The sequence below is a fragment of the Neobacillus camarae genome (assembly GCF_054950115.1).
Genome location: NZ_JBUCKX010000002.1, coordinates 843,798 through 869,167 on the forward strand (window position 1 = coordinate 843,798; position 25,370 = coordinate 869,167).

The following is a 25,370-nucleotide window of genomic DNA, read 5'->3' on the forward strand; positions in this document are numbered from 1 at the left end:
TTAACTTGAAACCCGTTCAACATGTAACCAGCAGTGCTGCCAAACCATTAGATTTGGCAAGAAAAACATCTGTATGGACCCAAATGAAAAAGAATTATGCCGCCTACCTCTTTTTACTTCCAAAATTAATCCTGTTTACAGCATTTATTGCGATACCAGTGGTATGGGCATTCGTATCATCCTTCCAGGAATACAAAATCTTTGGAAGCGAGTGGGTCGGCTTTGAAAATTATGTGAAAGTTTTTCAAAGCAGTGCTTTTTACGATGCATTAAAGAACACGTTTCTTTTTACGGTCGTAACGGTACCATTTAACGTCATAAGTGCACTCATTATTGCTTCTCTCATTCATCCCCTCGGCAAATGGTCCCAGAGCTTCTTCCGCGGAGCCTTTTATCTGCCAACCGTCACCTCCATGGTTATTGTCGCGATGGTTTGGCGCTGGATGTATAACCATGATTTCGGATTATTCAACTATGTGCTGGGCTGGTTTGGAGTCGAACCGATTAACTGGTTAGGCCAAACCTCTACCGCACTCTGGTCCTTGATCATCATGCAATGTTTGATTCCATTTGGTGTGGGGATCATTTTATATCTTGCCGCGATGGGATCGATTTCGCACTCATTATACGAAGCGGCCACCATTGACGGGGCGAGCGGGTTTCAAAAATGGCGGCATATCACGATACCGATGCTGAAGCCGACCACCCTCTATTTGGTGTTGTTAAGCACGATTGGCTCCTTCCAGGTATTCACCCAAATCATCATGATGACGGGCGGAGGACCAGGTACAGCCACAGAAACACTTGTCCATTTAATCTATAAAACAGGCTTCCGCGATTTCGAATTCGGTTACGCCGCGGCACAATCGATCGTTTTATTCTTTATCATTCTTATATTTTCAATTATTCAATTCCGTGTGCTTCGGTACGACGATTAGGAGGGAAACACCATGGAAAAATTAAACAAAACAATCATCTATGTAGCACTGCTTGTCTTTTCTGTCGTTTCCCTCATGCCGTTGTATTGGGTATTCAGCACCTCCATGCAATTAAGCAAATACCAGGATGAAGACTTGAAACAATCGGTTTCCTATGTCGATTCCAATCCTCCGAAATTGTATCCGATGGGGGTTCCGGAATATTTCGAGCACTGGGGCAAAGCGCGTGATGCCGAAAAGGCCGGGGATGACAAGGCTGCCACCTATCACAGGGAAATCATGCATGAAATTGTAAAGGACAGTTTTTCCGGATTTACGACATTGTTTAGTAAAAATAACATCGGCCGCTGGTTCATCAACAGCACGTATATCGCTGTGGTTGTGACCGTGGGGATTCTGTTGTTCGACTCGATGGCGGGGTATGTGCTCGCCAAGAAACAATTTCCGGGGCGAAACCTGATCTTCTATATAATAGTGGGGACGATGATGATTCCAGGCCAAGTAACCTTGGTTCCGATGTTCATGATGGTGAAAAACTTGGGGATTATGGATACCCATTGGGCGCTGATTTTCCCTGACTTGTCCATGGTATTTGGCGTGTTCCTGATGAGACAGTTTATGTATTCTGTTCCGGATGAGCTTCTGGATGCCGCTAAAATTGACGGCGCCGGCGAATGGAAAACTTACTGGAGTATTGTTTTGCCTCTGGCAAGGCCGGGGCTGGCCGCACTGGGAATCTTCACCTTTATGAACGTGTGGAATTCCTTCCTATGGCCAATCATCGTTTTGAATGATGCCAACCTTTATACGCTGCCGGTCGGATTAAAATCACTGCAAGATGCCAACCTGGCCAGCTTTAAGTTGTTGATGAGCGGGGCCGCGATTGCCTCCATTCCAATGATTATCGTGTTCGTCTTATTCCAGCGCCATTTCGTCAAAGGCTTGACCTTGGGCGGCGTAAAGGAATAGTAGAAGCGGAGTGATGGCTTGGGACTACTAAACTATTTTTATTAACGACCGATTCAGCAGCAAGAAGGTTAAAAGGGGCGTTAATAGAGTGGTATTAACGACCGAACTCCCTCTAAAAAGGGCTAATAGGGTAGTTAATGACTCGTATTAACGACCAATCTCAGGCAAAATGGCCTAGAAGAGTAGTTAATCAGACATATTAACGACCGTTCTCAACCAAAACGGCTTCATAAGGTAGTTAATCATAAGAATGCAAAAAACACTGTTACCACTCAAAATAACGTCACAGGGTCGTTAACGAGGGTACCTCACCTTTTAAGCCAGGTCCAAGTGGTAAAAGCCATAGAGTTTTTTAACAGCCCTTTTATGAAAAGAGGTATATCAATGAAAATCGGCCTTGATGTTCTTTTTGAAAAAAATACTTTGGACTATAAAGGAAAAAGAATCGGCCTTGTCACGAACATGACAGGGGTCAATCAAAAACTAACCCCAACGATTGACCTGTTTCATGGGCATCCGGACCTGCATCTGACAGCCCTTTATGGACCTGAGCACGGAATACGCGGGAGTGCTAAAGAAGGAGAAAAGGTCGAGTCTTTTGTCGACCCTTATACCAATGTGCCGGTGTATAGTTTGTACGGGGCTTCCAAGAAACCAAGCAAGGACATGCTGGATCCGGTCGATGTGGTGTTCTTTGATTTGCAGGACATCGGGGCAAGGTATTACACCTACATTTATACCATGGCCTATATGATGGAATCCTGTGCTGAACACGGGAAGCAATTTGTCGTTCTTGATCGTCCCAACCCGATTTCCGGAACAGTCGTGGAGGGAAATTTGGTCGAAGAGGGTTTTCGCTCCTTTGTCGGCTTGTATCCCATCCCTAACCGGCATGGCATGACGGTCGGAGAATTGGCCCTCATTTTTAAGCATGAATTCGGCATTGCTTGTGATCTCACGGTCATTCCGATGGAGGACTGGAACCGCGGGCAGTATTACGATGAAACCGGGCTGTTCTGGGTTCCGCCTTCACCCAACACAACAGGAATCGATATGGCTACCTTGTATCCTGGCACCTGTTTGATGGAGGGCACGAACCTGTCGGAGGGAAGGGGCACGACACGTCCGTTTGAATATGTCGGGGCTCCTTATATCGATGGCTACCGGTTGGCCAAGGCGTTCAATGAAAAGCGGCTGCCTGGTGTATTGGCACGCCCGATTTCGTTTAACCCCACCTACCAAAAGCACAAAGATAGCACATGTGAAGGGGTTCAGCTTCATGTGGTGGACCGGAAGGCAATCCATTCGTTGAAAACAGGCCTGACCTTACTCGAAATCATTGCGGAAATGTATCCAAATGATTTTGGTTTTGTCCAGTACGGCGAAAAACCACGGTATATGATGGACTTGCTGGCTGGTACAGACCGTTTAAGGAATCAAATCCTGACTGGAACAACCAACGTGTTTTTAGAGCAGTGCGAGGAACAATCAGAGGCTTTCAAAACCAAAAGGGAGCCGTATCTTTTGTACAAATAAAGCTTATAAAATCCCGAAAAGGAGCAAATGATGGTGATATCCTATCGTTATTATCAGCCTGGCGATGAGCAGAAAATTGTGGGGCTATGGAACGAAAGCCTTCCGCATGACCCGATTACTTCCAAGCGATTCCGCAATCTTGTGCTGCTGGACGCGAATTTTGACCCGAAAGGCCTGCGCGTGGCTACGGAAGATGACAAATTCATCGGATGTGTATATGCTGTAAGAAGACTGCTGCCGATGGACGGTACAGAGTTAGAACCGGAAAACGGCTGGATTCCATTCTTTTTTATCCATCCGGATTACCGGCGGACCGGGGTGGGTGAAACGTTAATGAAAGCAGCCGTTGACTTTCTTGCATCCGAAGGCCGGAAACAGGTGTTTTTTGCCTCTTATGCGCCCAATTATATTTTGCCTGGCATCGATGAACAGGCTTACCCGGAAGGTTACGCCTTTCTTTTGAGCCAAGGATTTGAAAAGCAATACTCGCCCGTGGCTATGGACCGCAGCCTGGTCGGCTATGCCCCATCCGACCTTGTCATGGAGTTGAAAAAGCAGCGCGAGCAAGAAGGATACTCTTTCGCAACTGCCGAGGATAAAGACTTGTACGAAGTCATTCAATTTGCCAATCTCGAATTCAATCCGGATTGGGGCCGGGCGATTCGGGAAGGAATCCTGCAAGGCCTTCCGCTGCACCGTATTTTGGTTGCGAGAAACGACCAAAAACTGGTTGGTTTTTGTATCTACGGCGGCTACGAAGGTATCCCAGACCGCTTTGGACCGTTTGGGGTCGACCCAGAGGAACAAGGCAAGGGGTTAGGGAAAATTTTATTAAACGAATGCCTGAAAAACATGCGCGCCGAAGGGCTGCATGGCGCTTGGTTTCTGTGGACCGGCGAAAAGAGCTCTGCCGGATACCTTTACAAAAATACCGGATTTGAAATCACACGCCGGTTTCATGTAATGAAAAGAACCATTTAAAATAGAAACAAACTAAGAGAGATGATGCCCATGTCATTCATGACCGGAGGACTCGTGATGCTGTCAGAAATGCATTCGAGCCTTCCTCCATCCGAACAAAAAATTGCCTTGTATATCCTAGATAATCCGCAAGAATCGATTTCTTTAACCGCAAGCGAGCTGGGGAAGCGGAGTTCCACCAGCAGCGCCGCCGTGATCAGGCTTTGCAAATCACTTGGCTTAAAAGGGTTCCAAGACCTGAAACTTCGCATCGCCGGTGACTTGCAAAAAAACAAACCGGTTGGAATTCGCGATATCGAGCCAAACGAGCCTGCTGTGTCCATCATTGAAAAGATGACCAATAACAGCATCCAAACCATCCGTGAAACAGCGGAATTGCTGGATTATGAAGAACTAGAACGGGCCGTGAAGGCATGCCAAAACGCTGAAATGATTCACTTTTTTGGGGTCGGCGCTTCCAGCATCATTGCCCAGGATGCCCAGCAGAAATTTTTGCGCATTGACAAAAAGGCGACGGCTTTCCCGGATTTCCACATGGCCGCCACCATGGTGGCAAACGCCAATGAAAATGACGTGGTAGTGGGGATTTCTTTTTCTGGTAAAACCTTTGAGGTGGCCAAAATTCTTGAGCTTGCCAATAAAAAGGGCGCCCATACGATTAGCTTGACGAAGTATGGTTCATCATTGGTTTCCGACCAAGCCGATATCAAGCTGTATACTTCCGCCACAAGGGAACCCACGTTTAGAAGCGGGGCCACCTCCTCAAGGATTGCACAGCTCCATGTAATCGACATCCTCTTCATGTGCGTGGCCTCACAAGCATACGAAGAAACCGTCAAACACCTGGATGCAACCAGGGAGATGATTGACATTCTACGGGATAATATCAAACAAAGGCAAAAATAAAGAAAAGCACAGGCGCGTATGTGTTTTTAAAATCAAAAATGGCTGACACTTAGTGTCAGCCATTTTTATTATGCAGTTCTAGAAAGGATTTGTTGGCTTTCCAACAATGCTTTTGACTGTTCATCAGCCGGTTGGTAGCCTTTTTCAATCAATTCTTTAATATAAATTTTATTATAAACAAAAGAGAAGACAACTCCGCTGACCCATGCACCAATACCAAGAGTAAATGAGCCAAGTACCAATTCGATGACGACCTGGATGACGGCCCATTTTAAATCGCCGCGGAATAAGGCAGGGAAAAAGCCAAAGAAAAATGTAGTCCAGCTAAATCCAACCTTTACTTCCTTTGTTAATCCACCAGAATTTTTTAAAACAGCTTTCAAGTAAACAACCCCCTATATTTTATCTTATCTTTGTAATGAAGAGAAACATAGGCTTAAACGGTAAATAAGAAATAATAGCTACATCATTGATTATATTCCTCTTCTGTGACAATAATACCACAAATCCGACATTTTTTTTACCTTTTTTACAAATATATTTAACAAATTAATGGGAATTTTGGTAGAAGGAAGACCAATTGTAGGATGGGTTCCAATGTTACAAATTGGTAAAGAGAGCCTAAAATGGATTATAATTGGGTGAGAGGTGACTTTGCATGGTAGATGTCCTATTGTGGATTCTTGTGATTGCCTGTTTTATCTTGAGTTTTGTTGGCCTAGTGTACCCAATCATCCCGGCGGTATTGGTGATTTGGGCCGGGGTCTTGGTGTATCAATTTGGGATTGATTCGAATGAACTTTCGTGGATTACGTGGACCATGCTGGCACTGATGACGATTTTATTGTTTTTGGCCGATTATTTGGCTAATCTCCATTTCGTCGATAAAGCCGGAGGATCCAAATGGGGGATGCGGGCGGCGACCATAGGACTGATTGTCGGCAGCTTCGTAATTCCACCATTTGGCGTAATTATCGTACCATTTATCCTGGTGCTCCTTATCGAATGGCTGCAAAAAAAATCGTTCCAAGAATCCCTAAAAGTCGCGTTTGCTACGCTTATTGCCTTTTTAAGCGGAACCCTGGCCAAAGCCGTCATTCAACTGATTATGATTGGGGTTTTTGTGGCTGATGTATTTATCTAGAACTATCGGGACGGTTAAGGTGGTAAAAGCCACAAAACCTTCCTATGTTTTTTCATTCTAATAATTGACAAATTTTTTAAAATATTTAAAAATTAGTATACATAGTAATTTGTTTCCTCCCTTAATATCTAAGTTTCGAGGTGCCGCATGGAAATTACTAACCACTTTTTCTTTAATCTATCTTTATTGCTGATTATTCTATTTTTTAGTGTGATTTGGGTTGAGAGAAAACAAGGGAAAGTGGTTTCCAAACTTTGGCTATATGTGTGGTTCATGGCCCTTTTAGGATCGTGCCTCCTGTTTTCCTATCATAAAGACCACTATATTTATTTGGATTTGAGGTCCATTCCCATCTTAATTGGCGGTCTTTATTTTGGCATTGGCCCCTTATTATGTGTCTCGGTGATTTTACTTCGGGGATTCTATGGACTGGACATGGGATTTTTTCTTAATGTCTTGCTGTATGTGGCCCTTGCCATGGTTTTCTGGAAAGTCCACCCATTGTTCTGGGCGCAAACTCCGAAACGCCGCTGGCTTTTAACGATTCTCTCAGGAATTCTTTTGAACATCCTGACCGTTGTTTTAATGGAGGTTGTCAGCCCGCCGGAAAACCGGTTGGACGCCTACTTTGCTTATCTTGTCATTCCTTCGTTAGGGCTCGGGATGATTTCTTATGCGATTGAGTTTGTCAGCAAGAATTCGCAAATGCGGCTCGAATTGGTGAAGACGGAGAAACTGCATGCGGTGGAGCAAATGGGAGCGGCCATCTCCCATGAGATTCGAAATCCATTGACCGCCGCTATCGGTTTTGTCCAACTGATGCAGGAACATCAGGTGGCCCCAGCGAAAAGGCAGGAGTATTTGTCGATTATCAGGGGGGAACTCGAATCTGCCGAGCGTGTCATTCAAGATTATTTGACGTTTTCAAAGCCTACTTTGGATAAAATTGAATCCATTGATGTTAACCGGGAACTGCAGCAGGTGGTGAAAATCCTAAAACCGACAGCGAATAAGCATTCTGCCAAGATTGTTACCAACCTAGCTATCAGTTCCTTTATTTACGGAGACCGCCAAAAATTCCACCAATGCTTTATCAATGTGATCAAAAACTCGATTGAATCCATGCCCCATGGCGGATTTATATTAATCGAGACCAACACAAGCGAATCGGATATCACGATTTCAATCAAAGATACCGGAGTCGGCATGACGAAAGAACAGATTGAAAAGCTGGGCGAACCTTATTATTCCACCAAAGGTTCAAAAGGAACCGGACTCGGGATGATGGTGGTTTACAGCATCATCAGGGCGATGGAAGGAAAAATATATGTCGACAGTGAGGTAGGGTCCGGGACGGTATTTCGATTTGTATTGCCTTTAAAAAATATCTAGGGAAAAAAATCTGTGTCCGGTGGATGCAGATTTTTTTGTGGATTCCAGTAAGTACCACTTAAATCTACGCAGGGTTCTTTTAGGGTCTATTGACAAACTTGTATATACAGGTGTAGGATAAAGGCATGCACTAACCTGTATATACAAGTTGCAGGCGCATGGATGAAAGCGATTTATTCTAAGGACAATACGGTCCAGTGGGATTATTTTTTCAAAATGAATGGTAAACGATAATACGAGGTTAAGTAAGTATAAACAATAATGGGATGGTGAGAGAAATGGCACATCCTTGGTGGAAAAAAGCAGTCGTCTATCAAATTTATCCGAAAAGTTTTTATGATACAACAGGCAATGGAATTGGCGACTTGCCGGGGATTATCGCAAAATTGGATTATTTAAAGGAATTGGGCGTAGACGTGGTCTGGCTGACGCCCATCTATAAGTCACCGCAGCGTGACAATGGCTATGATATCAGTGATTATTACGCTATTCACGAGCAATACGGAACAATGGCGGATTTTGACCGCTTGCTGGAGGAAGCCCACAAGCGCGGCATGAAAGTCATCATGGACATTGTCGTGAACCATACGTCAACGGAGCACGAGTGGTTTAAGCAGGCTGCTTCTTCAAAAGATAACCCGTACCGCGATTTTTACATCTGGCGGGACCCAAAGGAAGATGGGAGCGCACCGACGAACTGGGTGAGTAAGTTTGGCGGCAACGCGTGGAAATATGATGAAAAAACCGGCCAATATTACCTGCATCTGTTTGATGTCACACAGGCTGATTTAAACTGGGAAAATGAGCGGGTCCGTGAAAAAGTCTATGAAATGATGAAGTTCTGGTTCGAAAAGGGCGTCGATGGCTTCCGCTTGGATGTCATTAACTTGATTTCGAAGGACCAGCATTTCCCTGACGATGAAACAGGAGACGGACGGAAATTTTACACGGATGGCCCGCGTGTCCATGAATTTCTGCAGGAAACCAACCGTGAAGTGTTTTCCAAATATGAGGCAATGACTGTAGGGGAAATGTCCTCAACTACGGTGGAAAATTGTATTCATTATACCCGTCCAGACCAGCACGAGCTGAGCATGACGTTTAATTTTCATCATTTAAAGGCGGACTACCCAAATGGCGAGAAGTGGACGGTTGCCGATTTCGATTTCTTATGGTTAAAAAAGATCCTCTCTACCTGGCAGGTGGAAATGAACAAAGGCGGCGGCTGGAATGCTTTGTTCTGGTGTAACCATGACCAGCCGCGGATTGTGTCACGCTATGGGGATGATGGCCGGTACCGGGTGGAGTCGGCCAAAATGCTGGCAACGGCAATTCACATGATGCAAGGAACGCCATACATCTACCAGGGCGAGGAAATTGGCATGACCAATCCGAACTTTGATAGGATAGAAGATTATCGCGATGTGGAATCCTTGAACATCCATAAGATTAAGCTGGAGGAAGGCTTGAGTGAGGAAGCAATTTTAGCGATGCTTAGGCAGAAGTCACGCGATAACTCACGGACTCCGATCCAGTGGAATGCAAGAGATAACGCCGGTTTTACTTCCGGGACACCTTGGATTCCGGTTGCGTCCAATTACCAAGACATTAATGTCGAGACTGCGTTAAATGATGAAGAATCGGTGTTTTACCACTATCAGAAGTTGATCCAGTTGCGGAAGCAATACGACATCATTACCGATGGGGACTATCAATTGATTTTAGCCGACCATCCTGACCTATTTGCCTATGTGCGGAATGGGGAGAACGAAAAATTGCTGGTGGTTAATAATTTCTATGGAAAAGAAACGAAGTTTGAATTTCCTGACGAAATCGAAACCGAGGGATACGGGATTGATATCCTGCTCTCAAACTATAAAGACTCAACCAGTGATGTCGACAACTTAAACTTGCGTCCATATGAGTCCATTGTTTATCATCTAAAAAAACAATAATTTGATGCTGCAGGGGGTCGATTCTTGTGCTTTATTTTAGAGCACAAAGAACCGGCCCCCTGCTTTTATCTATTGACTAATATTACCAATTAATATATACTGCATTACAACAGTAATGCACTATATCGGTAGGAAGGAGGGCTGCCTAAATGCTAAATCTCGACGGATCCAAGCCGATTTATGTTCAGTTGGCGGAGTGGCTGGAGAATGAGATATTGAACGGAGAATTTGGCAGCGGCCAAAAAATCTACTCCCAATACCAGCTGGCGGAAATGTTCAATATCAATCCTGCCACCGCGGCCAAAGGGTTAAATATGCTCGCGGATGAAGACATTCTCTATAAAAAGCGGGGCCTTGGGATGTTTGTTTCAGAAGAGGCAAAATTAATCATCCTGACGAAACGGAAAACCCAGACCTTAACGGGATTGGTGGAGGAACTGGCTACAGAGGCGAAACGTCTGCAAGTCAGCAAAGAGGAACTAATCGACATGATTAAGGCGGCCATGACAGGGGAGGGAAAGGAATGAATGTCATTGAATGTACAGGATTGACCAAAACGTATGGAGGGATTAGAGCGCTTGATAATTTCTCCTGCAGGATCGAGGAAAATAAGATAACCGGTTTAATTGGCCGCAACGGTGCCGGGAAAACCACTTTGCTCAAAATAATTGCCGGCTATTTGCGGCAAACTTCTGGGGAAATCAAGGTTTTTTCATTGACCCCTTTTAACAACCTGACCGTATCGGCGAACGTGATGTTTGTCCACGACCAACTGAATCTGCCCACCGCCTTGACCCTTGAAGAAATATTGACAGTGGCAGGGAGTTTTTACCCCAATTGGGACCGTGAACTTGCTGCTCGGCTGTTTGCTTATTTTTCTTTCCATCCGCTTCAGTATTATCAGGGCCTGTCCAAAGGGATGAAAAGCACTTTCAACATGATTCTTGGCTTATCCGCCCGCTGTTCCTTGACCTTGTTCGATGAGCCGACAACCGGAATGGATGCGGCGGTGCGGAAGGATTTTTACCGGGCATTGTTAAAGGACTATATGGATCATCCGCGGACCATTATCCTGTCCAGTCACTATTTGGATGAAATCGAGGATTTATTGGAGGATCTTCTCGTTGTAAAAGCAGGCAAGCAACTTCTCCATTCTCCTATTGCCGATTTACAGGACTGGGCGGCAGCCGTTCAAGGCAAGGATTCCTTAGTAAAAGAATGGGCTGGAGACAAACAGATACTTTTTTCCAAAAGTATCGGGGACGACAGGATGTACACGGTTGTCAGGAATGATTTCTCTGGTAAAGAACGGCAACGTGCCCGTGAAGCGGGGCTGGATTTGATGCCAGTCTCGACAAGCGATCTATGTGTCTACCTAACCGGCAACTCGAAAGGGGGGATTGATGATGTCTTTGATGGACATAACGATGACGGAGGTTATTAAAAAGCAGTACGCTTATAAAATGCGGGCGTATATCCAAGTTTTTGTCTCTCTTATCTTCCTGCAGTTGTTAGCGGTCCTCTTCTCTTTATCAGGAGTGGGTTCCATGGGCTCAAGTGACGGAATGGTGGAAACGGAGGTCCGTTATTATTCGGCCGATTTCGTGGAGGTGTTTACCATGCTGTGGGGCTTTATCAGCGCGGTGCTCATCACGACAAAGGCTTACCGGAACGATGACTTTATGTTCATCACGAGCCGGGTCACAAGCAATCTATCCAATATGCTATTCTTGTTGACTGCCAGTTTTATAGGAGGAATAACGGCAATTCTGTCATCCTATCTGCTAAAACTCATCGTGAACCTGTTCATCAGCGATTATTTTATCAAAGGCACGCCGGTTCTATCGGTATCTTCGGAAATCCTGTTGGGGCTGTTCTCGGCATTCCTGTACATTTTTCTGTTCAGCATGCTGGGGTATTTGGCAGGAACGCTGGTCCAGCTGCATAAATCGTTTGCAGGCCTGCTTCCGGCAGCGTTTTTGGGAAGCCTGTTCCTGGATACGGCAGACGGAAGGTCCGGGGTCTTTGCCCATGTGTTCCAATTTTACCATTCAGAGTCTTCCATTCTTCTTTTCACCGTAAAAATCATGGTTACCGCCCTTGTGCTGTTCCTGGCATCGGCCTGGTTGTCCAATCGATTGGAGGTACGCTGATCATGAGCCTGATCATCCTAGCTCTTTTGCTAGCTGGAGTAGTTGTTTTCGTCACAAAAGTGATGAATGGAGGAACTGTCAGCCGGGGAATGTTTTCTTATCAAAAACGGGTCAAAATGGTGTTCTCCGGGTATGTAGCCGTGCTGCTCATCTGCATGGCCGTGACGATGTTGTTTCCTCCGCCGGGAGCAACCGACTTGAAGCAGGTGAAGGACAAAGACATTGACCGGGAAAGCCAACAACTTTATCAAATGGCGCTTGCCGGACGAATTGAAGAGGTGGGTCCTGAATTTTTAGGAAAGAAGTGGGATTATGATTTTGGCGGGCAGCAGCTAAATTTGTCTACAATGGATGACGGAACCATGAGCATGCCTGTTATGGTAAAAAGAAAAACCGGAGATGACGGAAAAATTGAAGTGGCCTATTACCGGGCCAGATACAGTATGGACGGCTACGATCTTACAGAACAAATCGGGCCGCCGCGGATCCAACTGTCAGGAAATACCCTAACAGTGCTTAAACCAGCGAAAAACAAACTAAAATTTACCGAGTTTAACAGCGTCTATTCAGTCAAGCAATTCACCGGAGAGTCCGACACTGGCCATTCTTCCTACACCATAGGAGGCACACGGATCCTATACCTCTCCATCCCTGAAAATCTTGAACTCAATCCCAACAATCTCGATATTCAGTATGTGGAATGAGGCTTGGGACAGGTCAAACGAAAGAAAAAGGCACAACTGCTCGTTGTGCCTTTTTGCATGTTTCCTATTTAGCTCCTTCTTCCAAAAAACGGAATACAGCTGCACCGATTTTTTGCACAATTGGATTCCCGATTCTTTGAGCAGTGTCGTAATCGGTGGTGGTGGTCACTTCGGCCAATACTGCAATGGAGACCTCGTGGCTCGGGATGAGAAAGTAGCCGGCATCATGTGTCACGTTATCGGTTTCACCGGTCTTATGGGCGATGGGTTTCCCCTTAAGAACGGATCCGAATTTGCTATCCACTTGCTGGCCTTTCATCCACGTAAGAATCTGGCCGCGTGACTTGGGAGACAGGAAATCACCGGTATAGATTGCATTCAGTAACGCTATGGTATCGGCCGCATCTGTCACATTCGGCGGCTCGTTGATAAGCGGGCCGGGAAACATCTGCCGGTTAAACTTCATGACTTTCAGCCCGAGATCATCCAGAAGTTCTTGGACGGTCGGGATCCCGACATAGTAAAACAATACATTTGTCGCGGTGTTATCGCTGTATACGATTGTGCGGCGGGCTAACTCCGATACCGTCGTGTTAAAAGGCATGGCCTCATCTTGGGTGATGCCGGAACCGCCAACCACCATGTAGGGGGAGACGGTCATGGGGGCATCAAGGGTGATGACCCCGCGGTCGGCCTGCCGCATCAAGGCGGCAATTAACGCGAGTTTAATCACGCTCGCGGGATTGTAAGGAGCCGTTGAACCTAGTTGAAGCGAACGTTGGACACCTTTCCCTGATAAATCAGTCATCGCAATCGATACCCGCACGCCCCTTGCTTTTGCCTCTTTCAGTAACGGCACGATGACCGCCCCTATTTCAGGCCATGATGTTAGTTGTTGGTCTTTCAATTCTCTTCACTGCTTTCTTGTTGATAGGTATTTTTAGAACTCTCATTCAAAAATTCTGCAAATTCCATAAGAATCCTTTTTGATTCTCTAAAGACTTTTAAGAGTTTATCAAAATATTTAACAAGTGGTCTTGTCTTATCCCTATTATTAAAATATTATATATTTAGATGTTTATCTAAATAACTAAACACAGCTTTTTTTAAAAAGAAGTCTCTGTAGAATTAGGTTGTTGATTTCCGCTCCAGCCCCGTTCTCCCGCAGGAGTCGAGCTTATCAGCTCCAATCAACAGAGTTAAATAATTAACTTTTTCGATTAACAGACAAAAAGAAAAGAGTGTTTGATATGAATGATGCTTTCAAGGCGTTGTCGGACCCCAGCAGGAGGAAAATTCTCCAGTTGTTGAAAAAGCAAGACCTGTCGGCTGGTGAAATTGCCGATCATTTCAGTATGTCAAAGCCCAGCATATCCCACCATCTGAATTTATTGAAACAGGCCAATTTGGTCGATGCCGAAAAAAAGGGCCAGCAGGTGATTTATTCTCTTAATACAAGTGTGTTTGAGGATGTGGTCACTTGGTTTATGGACTTTCTGACAAAAGAGGAAGAGGGAGAAACGAAATGAAAAAGCATTGGTTTGGCTTATTTATGTTATTATTGACCGTCATTGGAACGGTAGTGGCATACCCGTATTTACCCGACCAAGTGGCTGAGCATTGGAACTATAAAGGAGCTCCCGACCGCTATGGCCCGAAACCCTTTGGTTTATTTTCCATGCCGCTGATTATGTTAATTTTGTACCTTGTCACCATGATATTGCCTAAAATTGATCCGAAGAAAAATAATTACAAACGTTTCGAAGGCACGTATTACCTAATCATGAACGGAATTCTTTTCTTCTTGTTGCTATTTCAAGCTGTCAAAATCACAACTGGTTTAGGATTCGTCAACCCGGAATATGTGGTTCCTGAACTAGTCGGCTTCTTGTTTATCTTTATTGGCAATTTGAGTCCCAAATTCAAACACAATTACTTCGTCGGCATCCGGACGCCGTGGACCTTGGCGAGCGAAGACGTATGGAAAAAAACACACCGTTTCGGGGGAAAGGTGTTTGTCATATCAGGAATTTTGCTGCTGATGGTCCCCATCATACCGGCAGCCATCCAAGCCTACTACGTCATACCGATTATTGTGCTCAGCATAGCCCTGATTATGTTATCTTCCTACTATTTCTATATCAAAGCCTAAATCTTGTGTGAAAACCGCGGGAACAGTTCGTGTGGAGGTAACCTTCCCCGCACCCGCACATTTTTAACCAATAGTTGGGCATACTCTTTCCTGAGATTGTTATTGATGGTTAAGAGGGGTGAGGTTTTTTGAAATGCCCGCAATGTGTTTATTCGAATCCGGATGGGGTGAAGTTCTGCCTAAATTGTGGCGAAAAGTTTATGAAGAATAACACGCCGGAGGAAGATACTAGCTTTTTTTATGAGTTTGCCCATTATGTCGATGCGGTACCGAAGTTTGAGCGTTCCATTGAACCAAAATTTCAAAACGTCTTTTCCCGTGTTCTCCGGAATCACAGCGACCTGGAAGCAGAGCGGCTGTTTATTGTCGGTACGGCGCTGACCACTCCCAAAATTACCGAAGTGACGGACACCTGGCCAAAGCCTTGGCTGTTTGCGAGGGTGTTCATCATTGCGCTTCTGGCGTTCGCGGGTTTTTATGCAGGTGTCAGCTATTTTGGGAATGTGAATTTTATCCCAGGACTCATCCTCGTCGGTTCCTTTGCAGTTCCCTTTACGACATTGATTTTCTTTTGGGAGATGAACGCCCCGCAAAACATCGCTTTTTACCGGGTAATGTATTACGTGTTGGTGGGCGGCATACTCTCGATGTTAGTCGCTATCGGTTTTTTTGATATCCTTCGAAATGTCATTAACCCCATCACAATTGGCATAGCTGAGGAGCTGGCCAAAGCGATTACAGTCATAATTTTTGTGCGATACCGGAAATACAAGTACATTTTGAACGGGCTATTAATCGGTGCTGCCGTCGGCGCGGGGTTTGCTGCGTTTGAAACGGCGGGATATGCCTTAAGGTCACTACTTTCCGGAGATGGTGCCAATCTTATTAACACCATCCTGTGGCGGGGGGTTTTTGCTCCAGGCGGGCATGTCGCTTGGGCAGCCCTGACAGGTGCAGCTTTTTGCAGGGTACAAGGGGAACAGCCGTTTAATCTCAAACTGTTATTTCATTTTAAATTTTGGCGCGTTTTTGCCCTGGTCGTGGCGATGCATGCACTTTGGGACACTCCTATCACAGGAATGTTTCCCTTTGGTCATATTTTTTTGATGGTTGCTTCATGGATCGTCGTTTTCCTGCTCATTCGTGCCGGACTGAAGGAGATAGGAAAGAGGAAATCAGTGGTTTAGATCAAGGGACTGTGTCTGTTCTTCCGAAATTGGAGGATGGGGCAGTCCTTTATTTTATGAAAATAAATTATATTAGAAAAATAAAAAATATGTCTAATATAACTATTCCTACTTGATATATAGGATTAATAGTATTAAAATGGCATAGTAAAATATAAGGGGGGAAACAAATTGAATACTGTACTTATCATTATTAATATCATTATTTTACTGGCATTAATGGCTGGTTTATTTGCCATGCAAAAAAAGCATGTTTCTTTTTCCAAACGTGTTTTCACTGCACTGGGCTTAGGTATCGTTTTTGGCTTTATTATTCATCTGATCTATGGTACCACTTCTGCTATCACCACAAATACAATAGATTGGTATAACATCATCGGTAACGGTTATGTCAAACTGTTGCAAATGGTGGTTATGCCGCTTGTATTTATTTCGATTGTAGGTGCGTTTACGAAATTAAAACTGACTAAGAACATCGGAAAAATTAGTTTCTTAGTTATTGCTCTCTTGCTTGGAACCACTGCGGTTTCGGCTGCCCTTGGGATTGGGTCCGCACTGGGTTTTCACTTGGACGGCATCCACTTGAGTGAAGGGGAAGCGGAAAAGGCCCGCAATGACATGATTCAGGAAAAAGTGGTCACTGTACAAGATATGACCGTACCACAGCAAATCGTTGAGTTGCTTCCGAGCAACCCATTCCAAGACTTGACTGGTGCCCGCCCAACTTCCACGATTGCCGTCGTTATTTTTGCTGCCTTTATTGGGGTTGCTTATCTAGGAGTAAGGCGCAAACAGCCTGAACAGGCAGAGTTTTTTGCCAAAATCATTGATACGTTGTACACGATCATTATGCGTGTTGTCTCATTGGTTCTCCGATTAACTCCTTACGGCATTTTGGCGATTATCACGAGAGTTATGGCAACGAGCGATTATAACGCCATCATAAAATTAGGGAAATTTGTCATCGCTTCTTATGTGGCATTGATTGTGATGTTCCTTGTGCATTTGCTGCTCATCACGATAGCGGGATTGAATCCTGCCAGCTATGTGAAAAAAGCATTGCCAACCTTAACATTTGCTTTCTCTTCACGTTCGAGTGCAGGAACCTTGCCATTGAATATCAAAACACAGACGAAGGATTTGGGGGTTTCGGAAGGGATTGCCAACTTTGCGGGTTCATTTGGACTATCCATTGGTCAGAATGGCTGTGCCGGCATTTATCCTGCGATGTTAGCCATCATGGTGGCACCGTCGGCAGGAATTGACGTAACCAGCATTTCCTTCATTATTACACTGATTCTTGTAGTGGCAATTAGTTCGTTTGGTGTTGCCGGAGTGGGCGGCGGCGCGACATTTGCTGCCTTGATTGTCTTGTCCGTCTTAAACTTGCCTGTGGCCATCGTCGGTCTGTTAATTTCAGTCGAACCACTGATTGACATGGGTCGTACAGCATTAAACGTAAGCGGCGCAATGACAACCGGTGTTTTAACTGCCAAAATAACTGGCGAACTCGATCAAGAAACCTACCAACAGTCAAACATCGCGGAAGCATAAAAGAAGAGGGGGACTATTCTTGTGCATCATTTATATGAGCACGAGAGTAGTCCCCGTTTTTTATAATTCGGGAGAACTTCCCCCGGGATGTAATTGGATATTCCTTGACGTTTAGCCCAAAACTAATATGGAATTCAATGAAAGAAAGAGAGTGGGACCATGTCAAAAGCCAAAGCCAATAACAATAAGCCAAGACAAAACACGATGGACGGCGGCCCGATTGCCGAAGGCGTTAATAGTGATAACTCTTTCAGCGATCATGGTTTGGAAAACGCCAGCAAGTTAAGCAAAGCAATGAAAAAGGGAAAATGAACCCTTGAAAGGTTCTGACTGTTTTTAAGCTGCAAGGTGGCTATCGTGCAACAACAAAGGGAAGGCCGGATTCTCTAAGAATCCGGCCTATTGTGTGACCAATGTATTGGTTAAAACCCGTTAAATCTTCTAGTCTTTTCAATCAAAAACTGTATACCATAAAGTAGATAAGCTTTGTAGTTTAAGTAGATAAAGAACTGGATATGATTTATTCGGTTAAGGCTGATGATTTTTAATTTTTTCAGGATGTCAATAAAAAGAAAAGCAAACAGCCCGTCAGCGATAGCATTGAGTAATACAAACTTTTTAAAGTTACCATAGGAAAACTTCAGTAACCACATGGAAAGCGGCATATAGGGTCCGATACTAAAAGGAAGTTCATCCTTAAAAAATGATTTATGCCCATCGTAAAACTTCCACCAATTCCGTCTGTTGCCATAAATATGATTCAAGATTTCAAAAAAAACAATAAACACACCCGCTATAGAATAACGTTTGAAACTTCGCTTACCTATAAATAACAATGTTAACCATGGAACTAATATTAGCAGCAAATTAAAAATTAAGTGTCTCTTTTTGATCATAACGAATTCCACCCCAACCACTGTCTTTACTCTGTCTTATGATATCCAAATAATTCCTTATCATTCAGGATAAAGTTCCCCTTCATCAGGTTAGCAGTGGAAGACTACAGACGATAACCCACAGAGGTATGTGAGCTGTCCAATGACATGCCTACTGGGGTTGGTTATTACTGCTGAAATTCTTTTAAGTAGCGATAAATCGTTGGTTCAGAAGTGTCCAAACGGTTAGCCACTTCTGTGACCGCACCCTTTAATAGAAATACTCCTTTTGTATGCAAATCCCCAACGATCTTTTTTTTCTCTTCCAAAAGAATTCTTGAAGGATCGGGATCATACCCTTTCAAGACCTCAACAATCGTTTGATGAAGAAGTTCTTCCATAGTAGGGGTGAATTGCTCTTGCCTATTGTCTTCGTCCTTAGTATCTTCTAGATTCTCAATCATTAACAAGTTATCCAAAGTCATTCTCGCTTGGTGCAACTCTGTCACATCAATATTGACGCAAAGCATGCCTATTACATTCATTTCTTCATCTTTAATGAAAAATGTAGATGATTTCAAGATCTTGTCTGTATTGGCTACTCTTCCTACATAGTTAGTAATATAATTTTTATGCTCATATTCTTTAGCCTGGAGAATCTTTAAGGCTAAGCCAGTAATAGGACCTTCAATCTCTCTGCAAGTGATGTGATTATTACTTATGGCAATAATTGATTTTTCCATATTCCGCAAATCATGTAGAATAACTTCACAGTTTTTTCCGTAGATTTTAGAAATAAATTCTACCATTGGTTTATAAGAATTAAGAATGGCTTCTGGTGACAAAATTCATTCTCTCCTTGCCTTGTATTTATCATATTACAGTTTAGGCTATCATTTTTGATCCAATCAGAATCATAAGGAATACCGAAAACTCGATAGCGGTGATAAAATAGTATCACTTTGATTATTTTTTATCAAACAAATTCCTTTCCAATCCTCTTACCCTCCTTCCCGAGCCCAAAATGTTAGGTGCAGTACACATTTCATTGAAAATAACGTCAAAAAAATGCGATACCTCCATCTCAACATTGGAAATACCGCATTTTTTTATTTTTTTCATTATGACTTTATGGATACTTTCTGACCATCATTGATAACCTTTTTACGCTGTTTGTGTGTCAGATGGGTGTCCTTTGTGGGTTTCTTGAAAAAAACCCTTGAAACTGGCCATTTATTCTCTTCCATTCATGATCATTTCATAAGATATTGATTGGTTAGTTAAGATTTTCACCGTTCGTTTCGATTACCTTTTGATACCAATGAAAACTATCCTTTTTCAATCTTTTCAATGAGCCAATCCCTTTGTTGTTCTTATCGACGTAGATAAAGCCGTATCTTTTTTCCATTTCACCTGTAGAACAACTTACTAAGTCGATGATTCCCCAAGGGGTATAGGCGATGAGTTCTACTCCATCCGTTATCGCTTCTTGCATTTGCTTGATGTGCTCTTTCGTATAGGAAATTCTATAATCGTCATGAATTTTGCCATCTTCGACCACATCAAATGCACCAAGACCGTTTTCTGTAATCATAACGGGCACCCGATACCTGTCATATACATGATTCAAAGTCCACCTTAAGCCCTTTGGGTCAATCTGCCAATTCCAGTCATTCATTTCTAAATACGGATTTTTTGCCCCGCCCATAATATTTCCGGATGTTTGAGAGGTATCAGGGTTAGCCGTTTTGCAGATTGTCATATAATAACTAAAAGTGTAGTAATCGCAGATACCCTCTTTCAAAGCTTGTTTATCTTCTTCGGTGATATCTAATGTAACATTATTTTCATTAAAGTAGGTTAAAGCATAATAAGGATATTCACCTTTTAACATGACGTCCCCACAGAAACAGTTGCGAAATTGATCTTCTTTTTGTGCGAGCAGCATATCATCAGGATGACAGGTTAATGGGTAAACCGTGATGTGACAAATCATGGTTCCAAATTGAAAATCCGGATTAATTTCTTTGCCCAATTTTACAGCCAAAGCGCTGGCAACGAGTTGATTATGTAATGCCTGAAAGCGCATATTTGGTTCATCTTCCTGATGCTCAAAATAGACTGTTCCTTCATGAATGATACCTCCGTGATTCCAGTTGCCTAGAGGAACGGTCAAAGCGTTTATTTCATTAAAAGTAATCCAATACTTTACATCATCTTTATATCTTTCAAATAGGACCTTGCTGAATCTTATATAATGATCGATCACTTCTCTAGAAGACCATCCTTGACACTTGGTTACTAAATGATAGGGCAATTCATTATGATAGATACTTACCAACGGTTCGATATTATATTTCTTTAACTCTTTAAAAACATGATCATAAAATTGCAGGCCCGCCTCATTTGGCTCTAAATCATCGCCATTTGGGAAAATTCGAGTCCAGGCGATAGACATGCGAAACATTTTTAATCCCATTTCCGCAAATAGTTTAATATCTTCTTTGTATCTATGATAAAAGTCAATTGCTTCATGGGAAGGATAGTATTCTCCGTCCATTACACCGGGAGTGATTCGGCGGGGAGATTCTTTCGCCCCATCTGTCATGACATCGCTGATGCTAACACCCTTGCCGTCTTTATTCCAAGCTCCTTCAAATTGATTGGCAGCTGTGGCTCCTCCCCAATAGAAATGATCAGGAAAAGGTTTCAGTTGTCTCATTAAGCATTCTCTCCATTACTTTATTCAATTTATTGACTTCCAGTTGCTGCGATACTCGATTAACTCGCTTTTTCAAGTGCTGCCTCTTCTGCTGGATCATCTTTAAATCCAACAATATAGGTGGCTATGGCAGCTACAATAAAAGCTACAGAAAAGGCGAGAGCTACATAAAATACATTTCCGGGATCCCCGATGAACATTGGTAAGGTTAAAAAGGATGGTCCTCCCATTGCATAAGCTTTAGCCTTCAAGAAACCGGCAATACTTCCGCCAACCATTCCTCCAAATGCTGCGCAAAAAAAGGGCCGTTTTAATCTTAAATTAACTCCATAAATGGCAGGCTCTGTTACACCGGATAGTGCTGAAATGGTGGCGCTGGCTGCGACTGTCTTAGTATTTTTATTTTTAGATTTTAACCACACACCAAATGATGCGCCTGCTTCGGCCATATTCGCGCTTCCAGATGCCGGGCTAATGTAGTTAAATCCAGAACGGGATAAACTATCCACTAACACAGGGACCATACCGTGATGTAACCCTGTTACAACCATTGTGGAATAAATCGCACCATATATTAGTCCTGCAAAGATGCCGCCTTTTTCAAATAACACACTCACTCCACCAGCAATATAATTCCCTAGAACTTGTCCAAGCGGTCCGATTAATAACAAGGCGACAGGTGCTGCTATTAATATCGTAAAAGCTGGCACGACAATGATCTTTAAAGCTTTTGGTGTTCCTTTGTCTAATAGTTTTTCCACATAAGAAGCAAACCATATCGTCAGAACAATAGGTAAGACACTGCCGTTGTATTTAATCAAGCTCATCGGAATATGTAAAAAATCAATTTTTGAGACTCCCTCAGCAATCATGCTGGAAAAAGTAGGATGCAGCATAGCACCAGCAATACCGAGAGCTACATACGAATTCATCCCAAAAATCCTGGCACATGAAAAAGCTAATAGAAATGGAAGATAGGTAAATACACCATCGCTTATGGTAGTTAATACCGTATAAGTTGGACTATCTCCTGAAAGAAGTTTAACAGCAACTAACATGGCTAAAATAGCTTTAATGAGTCCGGCTCCGGCCAATGCGGGCACGATAGGATTGAAGATGCCGGCAATGGTATTTAGTATTCTAGTGAATACACCATCTTTGGATTTATTTAATTCTTGTTTGTTTCTGTGATTATCACCAATTCCGGCTGTTTTTACAAACTCCTTGTAAACATTTGAAACATCTGGGCCAATTACAATCTGTATTTGGTTCCCTTTTTTTACAACTCCTAGTACACCTTTGATTTTTTCTAAAGCCGTTTTTTGAACTTTACTTTCATCGGCAATTTGGAGTCTTAAACGTGTCATACAGTGAGTGGCCTCAATTATATTTTCTGATCCGCCAACATTTTTTAAAGTACTTTTTACCAATTCCTCATACATATTAGTCACTCTCCAACTTTTAGTGAAAGCTATTCTGTTGTTTCAGAAATTTTTTGCTCCTATTAAATGGGGGGTGTAAAAGTTTTTCTAATGTATGCAAAATATTGTCTAAGTTGATTTCTGTATTTTGAAGGTTCCTCATACTTGCTCCAATAATCGTTTATAGACTATTTTTGCCTGAAGTAAGTTTATTTGCCACCCGCCTATTCATGTTTGTATTTATCGCGACTATAGTATTTTTATATAGTGAACAAAAGATTGTTCTACTCACTCTTTTGGTTCATTCTATAAGACTCCTTATAGTCAATAAATTAAGAGTTAAGAGTTTTTTATATTAAATCGAGAAATTAGTAAACTCCATAATAATTTATTATTACGATAGTAATTTTATATTATCCAATCTTATTTTTACTGTCAATTGAGTTTTTGGAATTTTCAAACAAATAATCTTGATAAAAAATTATCATACCATTTATTGAACTGGTGGATGAGGTAATGATCCATGAACCTAGTTACCCTAGTAATTTTCTCAATCCCAAGATTTTGGGCGGACTGCTGCGGAAGTCAGTCAATATATTATTGATTATGCCGATGTAGTAGTAAATGAAGGAACTCCTTACAGCAGCAATGGTGAGGGGGATTTAAGAGTTGTTCAAGGATGTTCTAAAGAGGAATAGAGGAAAAGGTGATCGTTCCATATCTATTGGAAGAGATCACCTTCTGACATCTTACCCAAAGGTCTGTAAAATTTAGTTATTGATAACATTTTCTAATCTATTTTATATAGAAAGTAAAGTAAAAAAATACAAAGGTGGCTATTAGATGTATTGGTGGATAGACCAAGACTTTATTAGCTATGACTCATTTTCAAAAAGATTAATTCGTCCAGCAGATGGCTAAGTTTAATCGTTTCCGGCGAGGTGAATCCTTTGCTCATCCCCGTATTGATCATCTTGTTTCTTACTGTTTCAATTCTATTAATTAACTCTTCTGCACTCATTATATAATTCCCCTTTTTTTACAACACTGGATTTATTTTAACAAGTGAAAGCGTATTCAATGCAAGCATTTTTTTACATATTTTTAACATTTTTCAGCTGATTCCTCAGTTTTGACAATAGATTGACAAAATTTGCTACTAAAGTTCTAGATTTTAATTGGTATTTAGAAATTATTAAATGTAAAAAAACGCTAAACGAAATTCGTCTAGCGTTTTTTCTTTTAAACGGATATGGATTTGTTATCCTTCAGTGGTACAACACTATCATCATATCTAGATATTTTTCTGGTATCTGGGATAAAGAAGGAAAGAATGAGAGAAAAGGCCACCCCTGTCATCATGAATCCTCCAAACACATAAGGGGAAGCCCCATACTTTTCTAACATCGTGGTCCACATCATTGGTCCAAAACCCGCAACAGCTGCTGAAACTTGATAGCCGAATGATAAGCCTGTATAACGGACTTTAGCTGGGAACAGCTCTGAAAAGATGGTTCCTTGCGTTGAGAAGATAGCCCCCCAGACAATACCTAGAACAATTACTTGCATGATATAGAAAGGAACCGTTCCCTTAGGAATAATCGTAAAGTAAGGTATTGCCAGGATGAGAAACAGAACTAACGAACTAATATAGATAATCTTTCTGCCAACAAAATCCGAAAGATAGCCGACCAGTGGAATAGAAACAATCATGGTTGCACAGCCGATGGTAACAGCGGTTAAAGCAATTTCTCTTGAATAACCGAGATGAGTGGTTGCATAGACAAGAATAAATGACATGGTAAAGACATTAAAAAAACCATCACCCAGTTTCATACCAATCAAGTGAAACACATTTTTCCAATAATGACGAAAGGTTTCTACTACTGGGACCTTCGTAAGATCCCCACTATTTTTTTGCTGCTTAAATGCTGGTGTCTCATCAATCCCACTGCGAATCCAAAATGCCAATACGATCAGCACAGCGCTAAATAGGAAAGGAGCCCGCCATCCCCATGCTAAAAATTGAGCATCGGTTGTTAGGGAGCTAATAAAAGTAAAACTAAACGTTCCTAAGACTAACCCTAAAGGTACACCAAGTTGAGGGATGGAACCATAGAGTCCGCGAAGACCTTTTGGTGCATATTCTGTAGCCAATAAAACAGCTCCTCCCCACTCACCACCAAGGGCAATCCCCTGCAGGAGTCGAAGCAGAACTAATAGAATAGGAGCAAGTATACCAACTTGTCCATATGTCGGAAGGACACCGATGAGCAGCGAACTACCGCCCATCCCAAGCAGGGTTAACATCAAGCTTGCTTTTCTGCCTAATCGGTCGCCATAATGACCAAAGATTAAGCTGCCAATAGGTCTAGCGGCATAGCCCACTCCAAACGTCGCAAATGCGAGTAGAAGTGAAATAGCAGGATTTGTGCTTGGAAAAAAGAGCTGTGAAAAAACTAGTCCAGTAGCTGTACCATACAAATAGAAATCATACCATTCAATAACAGAACCAGAAACACTTGCAAATAAAACACGTGCTTTATTCATAACGTAACCCCTTTCAGTATTCAACTCATTCAATCAGTAGGTTTGGAAAGTACTCTACAGGTTTGTCCAAACTCAAACGATCTTGTCCCCCTAAAACGCTTACCCCTTTGTTAGATAATTTCACAGACCGTAGTCTGTAATTAATTCTAATGAACAAGAAACTTACAGTCAATATTCTTTATTAAAATATTCTAAATTTAATTAAAATTATAAATATAATTACCGTATTAT

Annotated in this window: 25 protein-coding genes; 17 read left to right on the forward strand and 8 right to left on the reverse strand. The window is 42.6% G+C overall.

What is annotated here, in order from left to right:
- Positions 1-5: 5 nt before the first annotated feature.
- The 5 genes from ACY8D0_RS11700 (at position 6) to ACY8D0_RS11720 (ending at position 5,330) form a co-directional block, all read left to right on the forward strand.
- Positions 6-938: a carbohydrate ABC transporter permease gene (locus tag ACY8D0_RS11700; protein WP_462410681.1), complete on the forward strand. Its 933-nt coding sequence runs from the start codon at positions 6-8 to the stop codon at positions 936-938.
- A 12-nt stretch (positions 939-950) separates the two neighbouring features.
- Complete coding sequence (locus ACY8D0_RS11705; protein WP_462410682.1) at positions 951-1,907, forward strand: carbohydrate ABC transporter permease; 957 nt, start codon at positions 951-953, stop codon at positions 1,905-1,907.
- Between the two features lie 384 nt (positions 1,908-2,291).
- Positions 2,292-3,443: an exo-beta-N-acetylmuramidase NamZ family protein gene (locus tag ACY8D0_RS11710; protein WP_462410683.1), complete on the forward strand. Its 1,152-nt coding sequence runs from the start codon at positions 2,292-2,294 to the stop codon at positions 3,441-3,443.
- A 27-nt stretch (positions 3,444-3,470) separates the two neighbouring features.
- Complete coding sequence (locus ACY8D0_RS11715) at positions 3,471-4,424, forward strand: GNAT family N-acetyltransferase (protein WP_462410684.1); 954 nt, start codon at positions 3,471-3,473, stop codon at positions 4,422-4,424.
- Between the two features lie 57 nt (positions 4,425-4,481).
- The gene (locus tag ACY8D0_RS11720; RefSeq protein WP_462410685.1) at positions 4,482-5,330 is read left to right on the forward strand and encodes a MurR/RpiR family transcriptional regulator; all 849 of its coding nucleotides are present in this window, start codon (positions 4,482-4,484) and stop codon (positions 5,328-5,330) included.
- Positions 5,331-5,398: 68 nt separating this feature from the next.
- Here the strand turns inward: ACY8D0_RS11720 and ACY8D0_RS11725 are convergent, their stop codons facing one another.
- Positions 5,399-5,713 carry a DUF2628 domain-containing protein gene (locus ACY8D0_RS11725; protein ID WP_462410686.1) on the reverse strand — a complete coding sequence of 105 codons (315 nt, stop codon included), beginning with the start codon at positions 5,711-5,713 and terminating at the stop codon, positions 5,399-5,401.
- Between the two features lie 275 nt (positions 5,714-5,988).
- Between ACY8D0_RS11725 and ACY8D0_RS11730 the strand changes: the two genes are divergently transcribed.
- The 7 genes from ACY8D0_RS11730 to ACY8D0_RS11760 all read left to right on the forward strand — a co-directional run bounded on the left by ACY8D0_RS11730 (position 5,989) and on the right by ACY8D0_RS11760 (position 12,678).
- Complete coding sequence (locus tag ACY8D0_RS11730) at positions 5,989-6,474, forward strand: DUF456 domain-containing protein (protein ID WP_462410687.1); 486 nt, start codon at positions 5,989-5,991, stop codon at positions 6,472-6,474.
- A gap of 147 nt (positions 6,475-6,621) precedes the next feature.
- Positions 6,622-7,866: an ATP-binding protein gene (locus ACY8D0_RS11735; protein WP_462410688.1), complete on the forward strand. Its 1,245-nt coding sequence runs from the start codon at positions 6,622-6,624 to the stop codon at positions 7,864-7,866.
- 278 nt (positions 7,867-8,144) lie between these two features.
- Positions 8,145-9,821, forward strand: coding sequence for an alpha,alpha-phosphotrehalase (gene treC, locus ACY8D0_RS11740; RefSeq protein ID WP_462410689.1), 1,677 nt, complete (start codon positions 8,145-8,147; stop codon positions 9,819-9,821).
- Positions 9,822-9,970: 149 nt separating this feature from the next.
- Complete coding sequence (locus tag ACY8D0_RS11745; protein WP_462410690.1) at positions 9,971-10,348, forward strand: GntR family transcriptional regulator; 378 nt, start codon at positions 9,971-9,973, stop codon at positions 10,346-10,348.
- The gene (locus ACY8D0_RS11750) at positions 10,345-11,265 is read left to right on the forward strand and encodes an ABC transporter ATP-binding protein (protein ID WP_462410691.1); all 921 of its coding nucleotides are present in this window, start codon (positions 10,345-10,347) and stop codon (positions 11,263-11,265) included. The genes ACY8D0_RS11745 and ACY8D0_RS11750 overlap by 4 nt, the downstream gene beginning before the upstream one ends.
- Positions 11,225-11,974: a hypothetical protein gene (locus ACY8D0_RS11755; RefSeq protein ID WP_462410692.1), complete on the forward strand. Its 750-nt coding sequence runs from the start codon at positions 11,225-11,227 to the stop codon at positions 11,972-11,974. The genes ACY8D0_RS11750 and ACY8D0_RS11755 overlap by 41 nt, the downstream gene beginning before the upstream one ends.
- A gap of 2 nt (positions 11,975-11,976) precedes the next feature.
- Positions 11,977-12,678 (forward strand): hypothetical protein, encoded by a 702-nt coding sequence (locus tag ACY8D0_RS11760; protein WP_462410693.1) that lies wholly within the window; start codon positions 11,977-11,979, stop codon positions 12,676-12,678.
- Positions 12,679-12,742: 64 nt separating this feature from the next.
- On the opposite strand, the gene ACY8D0_RS11765 is transcribed toward ACY8D0_RS11760, so the two are convergent.
- Complete coding sequence (locus ACY8D0_RS11765; RefSeq protein WP_462410694.1) at positions 12,743-13,585, reverse strand: serine hydrolase; 843 nt, start codon at positions 13,583-13,585, stop codon at positions 12,743-12,745.
- A 334-nt stretch (positions 13,586-13,919) separates the two neighbouring features.
- Between ACY8D0_RS11765 and ACY8D0_RS11770 the strand changes: the two genes are divergently transcribed.
- The 5 genes from ACY8D0_RS11770 (at position 13,920) to ACY8D0_RS11790 (ending at position 17,883) form a co-directional block, all read left to right on the forward strand.
- Positions 13,920-14,207, forward strand: a complete 288-nt coding sequence (locus tag ACY8D0_RS11770; protein WP_462410695.1) for an autorepressor SdpR family transcription factor — start codon at positions 13,920-13,922, stop codon at positions 14,205-14,207.
- Positions 14,204-14,830, forward strand: coding sequence for an SdpI family protein (locus ACY8D0_RS11775; protein WP_462410696.1), 627 nt, complete (start codon positions 14,204-14,206; stop codon positions 14,828-14,830). The genes ACY8D0_RS11770 and ACY8D0_RS11775 overlap by 4 nt, the downstream gene beginning before the upstream one ends.
- 200 nt (positions 14,831-15,030) lie before the next feature.
- Entirely contained in the window at positions 15,031-16,017 is a 987-nt protein-coding gene (locus tag ACY8D0_RS11780) for a PrsW family glutamic-type intramembrane protease (RefSeq protein WP_462410697.1), read from the forward strand.
- A 219-nt stretch (positions 16,018-16,236) separates the two neighbouring features.
- A complete protein-coding gene (locus ACY8D0_RS11785; protein WP_462411350.1) occupies positions 16,237-17,571 on the forward strand; it encodes an L-cystine transporter in 1,335 nt (444 codons plus the stop codon).
- A gap of 159 nt (positions 17,572-17,730) precedes the next feature.
- Complete coding sequence (locus ACY8D0_RS11790; protein ID WP_462410698.1) at positions 17,731-17,883, forward strand: hypothetical protein; 153 nt, start codon at positions 17,731-17,733, stop codon at positions 17,881-17,883.
- A 110-nt stretch (positions 17,884-17,993) separates the two neighbouring features.
- On the opposite strand, the gene ACY8D0_RS11795 is transcribed toward ACY8D0_RS11790, so the two are convergent.
- From ACY8D0_RS11795 to ACY8D0_RS11820, 6 genes are all read right to left on the reverse strand, one after another.
- Entirely contained in the window at positions 17,994-18,467 is a 474-nt protein-coding gene (locus ACY8D0_RS11795; protein WP_462410699.1) for a hypothetical protein, read from the reverse strand.
- A gap of 167 nt (positions 18,468-18,634) precedes the next feature.
- Positions 18,635-19,291 carry a helix-turn-helix transcriptional regulator gene (locus tag ACY8D0_RS11800; RefSeq protein ID WP_462410700.1) on the reverse strand — a complete coding sequence of 219 codons (657 nt, stop codon included), beginning with the start codon at positions 19,289-19,291 and terminating at the stop codon, positions 18,635-18,637.
- Positions 19,292-19,722: 431 nt separating this feature from the next.
- Positions 19,723-21,168, reverse strand: coding sequence for a 6-phospho-beta-glucosidase (locus tag ACY8D0_RS11805; RefSeq protein ID WP_462410701.1), 1,446 nt, complete (start codon positions 21,166-21,168; stop codon positions 19,723-19,725).
- A gap of 59 nt (positions 21,169-21,227) precedes the next feature.
- Positions 21,228-22,610, reverse strand: a complete 1,383-nt coding sequence (locus ACY8D0_RS11810) for a PTS transporter subunit EIIC (protein WP_462410702.1) — start codon at positions 22,608-22,610, stop codon at positions 21,228-21,230.
- Positions 22,611-23,460: 850 nt separating this feature from the next.
- The gene (locus ACY8D0_RS11815) at positions 23,461-23,610 is read right to left on the reverse strand and encodes an aspartyl-phosphate phosphatase Spo0E family protein (RefSeq protein ID WP_462410703.1); all 150 of its coding nucleotides are present in this window, start codon (positions 23,608-23,610) and stop codon (positions 23,461-23,463) included.
- 221 nt (positions 23,611-23,831) lie between these two features.
- Positions 23,832-25,139, reverse strand: a complete 1,308-nt coding sequence (locus ACY8D0_RS11820) for an MFS transporter (protein ID WP_462410704.1) — start codon at positions 25,137-25,139, stop codon at positions 23,832-23,834.
- Positions 25,140-25,370: the final 231 nt, after the last annotated feature.

Excerpts from the sequence above, each read along its gene's own strand:
- ACY8D0_RS11705 (WP_462410682.1), top strand. The coding sequence starts at position 951 with ATGGAAAAATTAAACAAAACAATCATCTATGTAGCACTGCTTGTCTTT.
- ACY8D0_RS11710 (WP_462410683.1), top strand. The coding sequence starts at position 2,292 with ATGAAAATCGGCCTTGATGTTCTTTTTGAAAAAAATACTTTGGACTAT.
- ACY8D0_RS11715 (WP_462410684.1), top strand. The coding sequence starts at position 3,471 with ATGATGGTGATATCCTATCGTTATTATCAGCCTGGCGATGAGCAGAAA.
- ACY8D0_RS11720 (WP_462410685.1), top strand. The coding sequence starts at position 4,482 with ATGCTGTCAGAAATGCATTCGAGCCTTCCTCCATCCGAACAAAAAATT.
- ACY8D0_RS11730 (WP_462410687.1), top strand. The coding sequence starts at position 5,989 with ATGGTAGATGTCCTATTGTGGATTCTTGTGATTGCCTGTTTTATCTTG.
- ACY8D0_RS11735 (WP_462410688.1), top strand. The coding sequence starts at position 6,622 with ATGGAAATTACTAACCACTTTTTCTTTAATCTATCTTTATTGCTGATT.
- treC (WP_462410689.1), top strand. The coding sequence starts at position 8,145 with ATGGCACATCCTTGGTGGAAAAAAGCAGTCGTCTATCAAATTTATCCG.
- ACY8D0_RS11745 (WP_462410690.1), top strand. The coding sequence starts at position 9,971 with ATGCTAAATCTCGACGGATCCAAGCCGATTTATGTTCAGTTGGCGGAG.
- ACY8D0_RS11750 (WP_462410691.1), top strand. The coding sequence starts at position 10,345 with ATGAATGTCATTGAATGTACAGGATTGACCAAAACGTATGGAGGGATT.
- ACY8D0_RS11755 (WP_462410692.1), top strand. The coding sequence starts at position 11,225 with ATGATGTCTTTGATGGACATAACGATGACGGAGGTTATTAAAAAGCAG.
- ACY8D0_RS11760 (WP_462410693.1), top strand. The coding sequence starts at position 11,977 with ATGAGCCTGATCATCCTAGCTCTTTTGCTAGCTGGAGTAGTTGTTTTC.
- ACY8D0_RS11775 (WP_462410696.1), top strand. The coding sequence starts at position 14,204 with ATGAAAAAGCATTGGTTTGGCTTATTTATGTTATTATTGACCGTCATT.
- ACY8D0_RS11780 (WP_462410697.1), top strand. The coding sequence starts at position 15,031 with ATGAAGAATAACACGCCGGAGGAAGATACTAGCTTTTTTTATGAGTTT.
- ACY8D0_RS11785 (WP_462411350.1), top strand. The coding sequence starts at position 16,237 with ATGGCTGGTTTATTTGCCATGCAAAAAAAGCATGTTTCTTTTTCCAAA.
- ACY8D0_RS11790 (WP_462410698.1), top strand. The coding sequence starts at position 17,731 with ATGTCAAAAGCCAAAGCCAATAACAATAAGCCAAGACAAAACACGATG.
- ACY8D0_RS11795 (WP_462410699.1), bottom strand. The coding sequence starts at position 18,467 with ATGATCAAAAAGAGACACTTAATTTTTAATTTGCTGCTAATATTAGTT.
- ACY8D0_RS11805 (WP_462410701.1), bottom strand. The coding sequence starts at position 21,168 with ATGAGACAACTGAAACCTTTTCCTGATCATTTCTATTGGGGAGGAGCC.
- ACY8D0_RS11810 (WP_462410702.1), bottom strand. The coding sequence starts at position 22,610 with ATGTATGAGGAATTGGTAAAAAGTACTTTAAAAAATGTTGGCGGATCA.
- ACY8D0_RS11815 (WP_462410703.1), bottom strand. The coding sequence starts at position 23,610 with ATGAGTGCAGAAGAGTTAATTAATAGAATTGAAACAGTAAGAAACAAG.
- ACY8D0_RS11820 (WP_462410704.1), bottom strand. The coding sequence starts at position 25,139 with ATGAATAAAGCACGTGTTTTATTTGCAAGTGTTTCTGGTTCTGTTATT.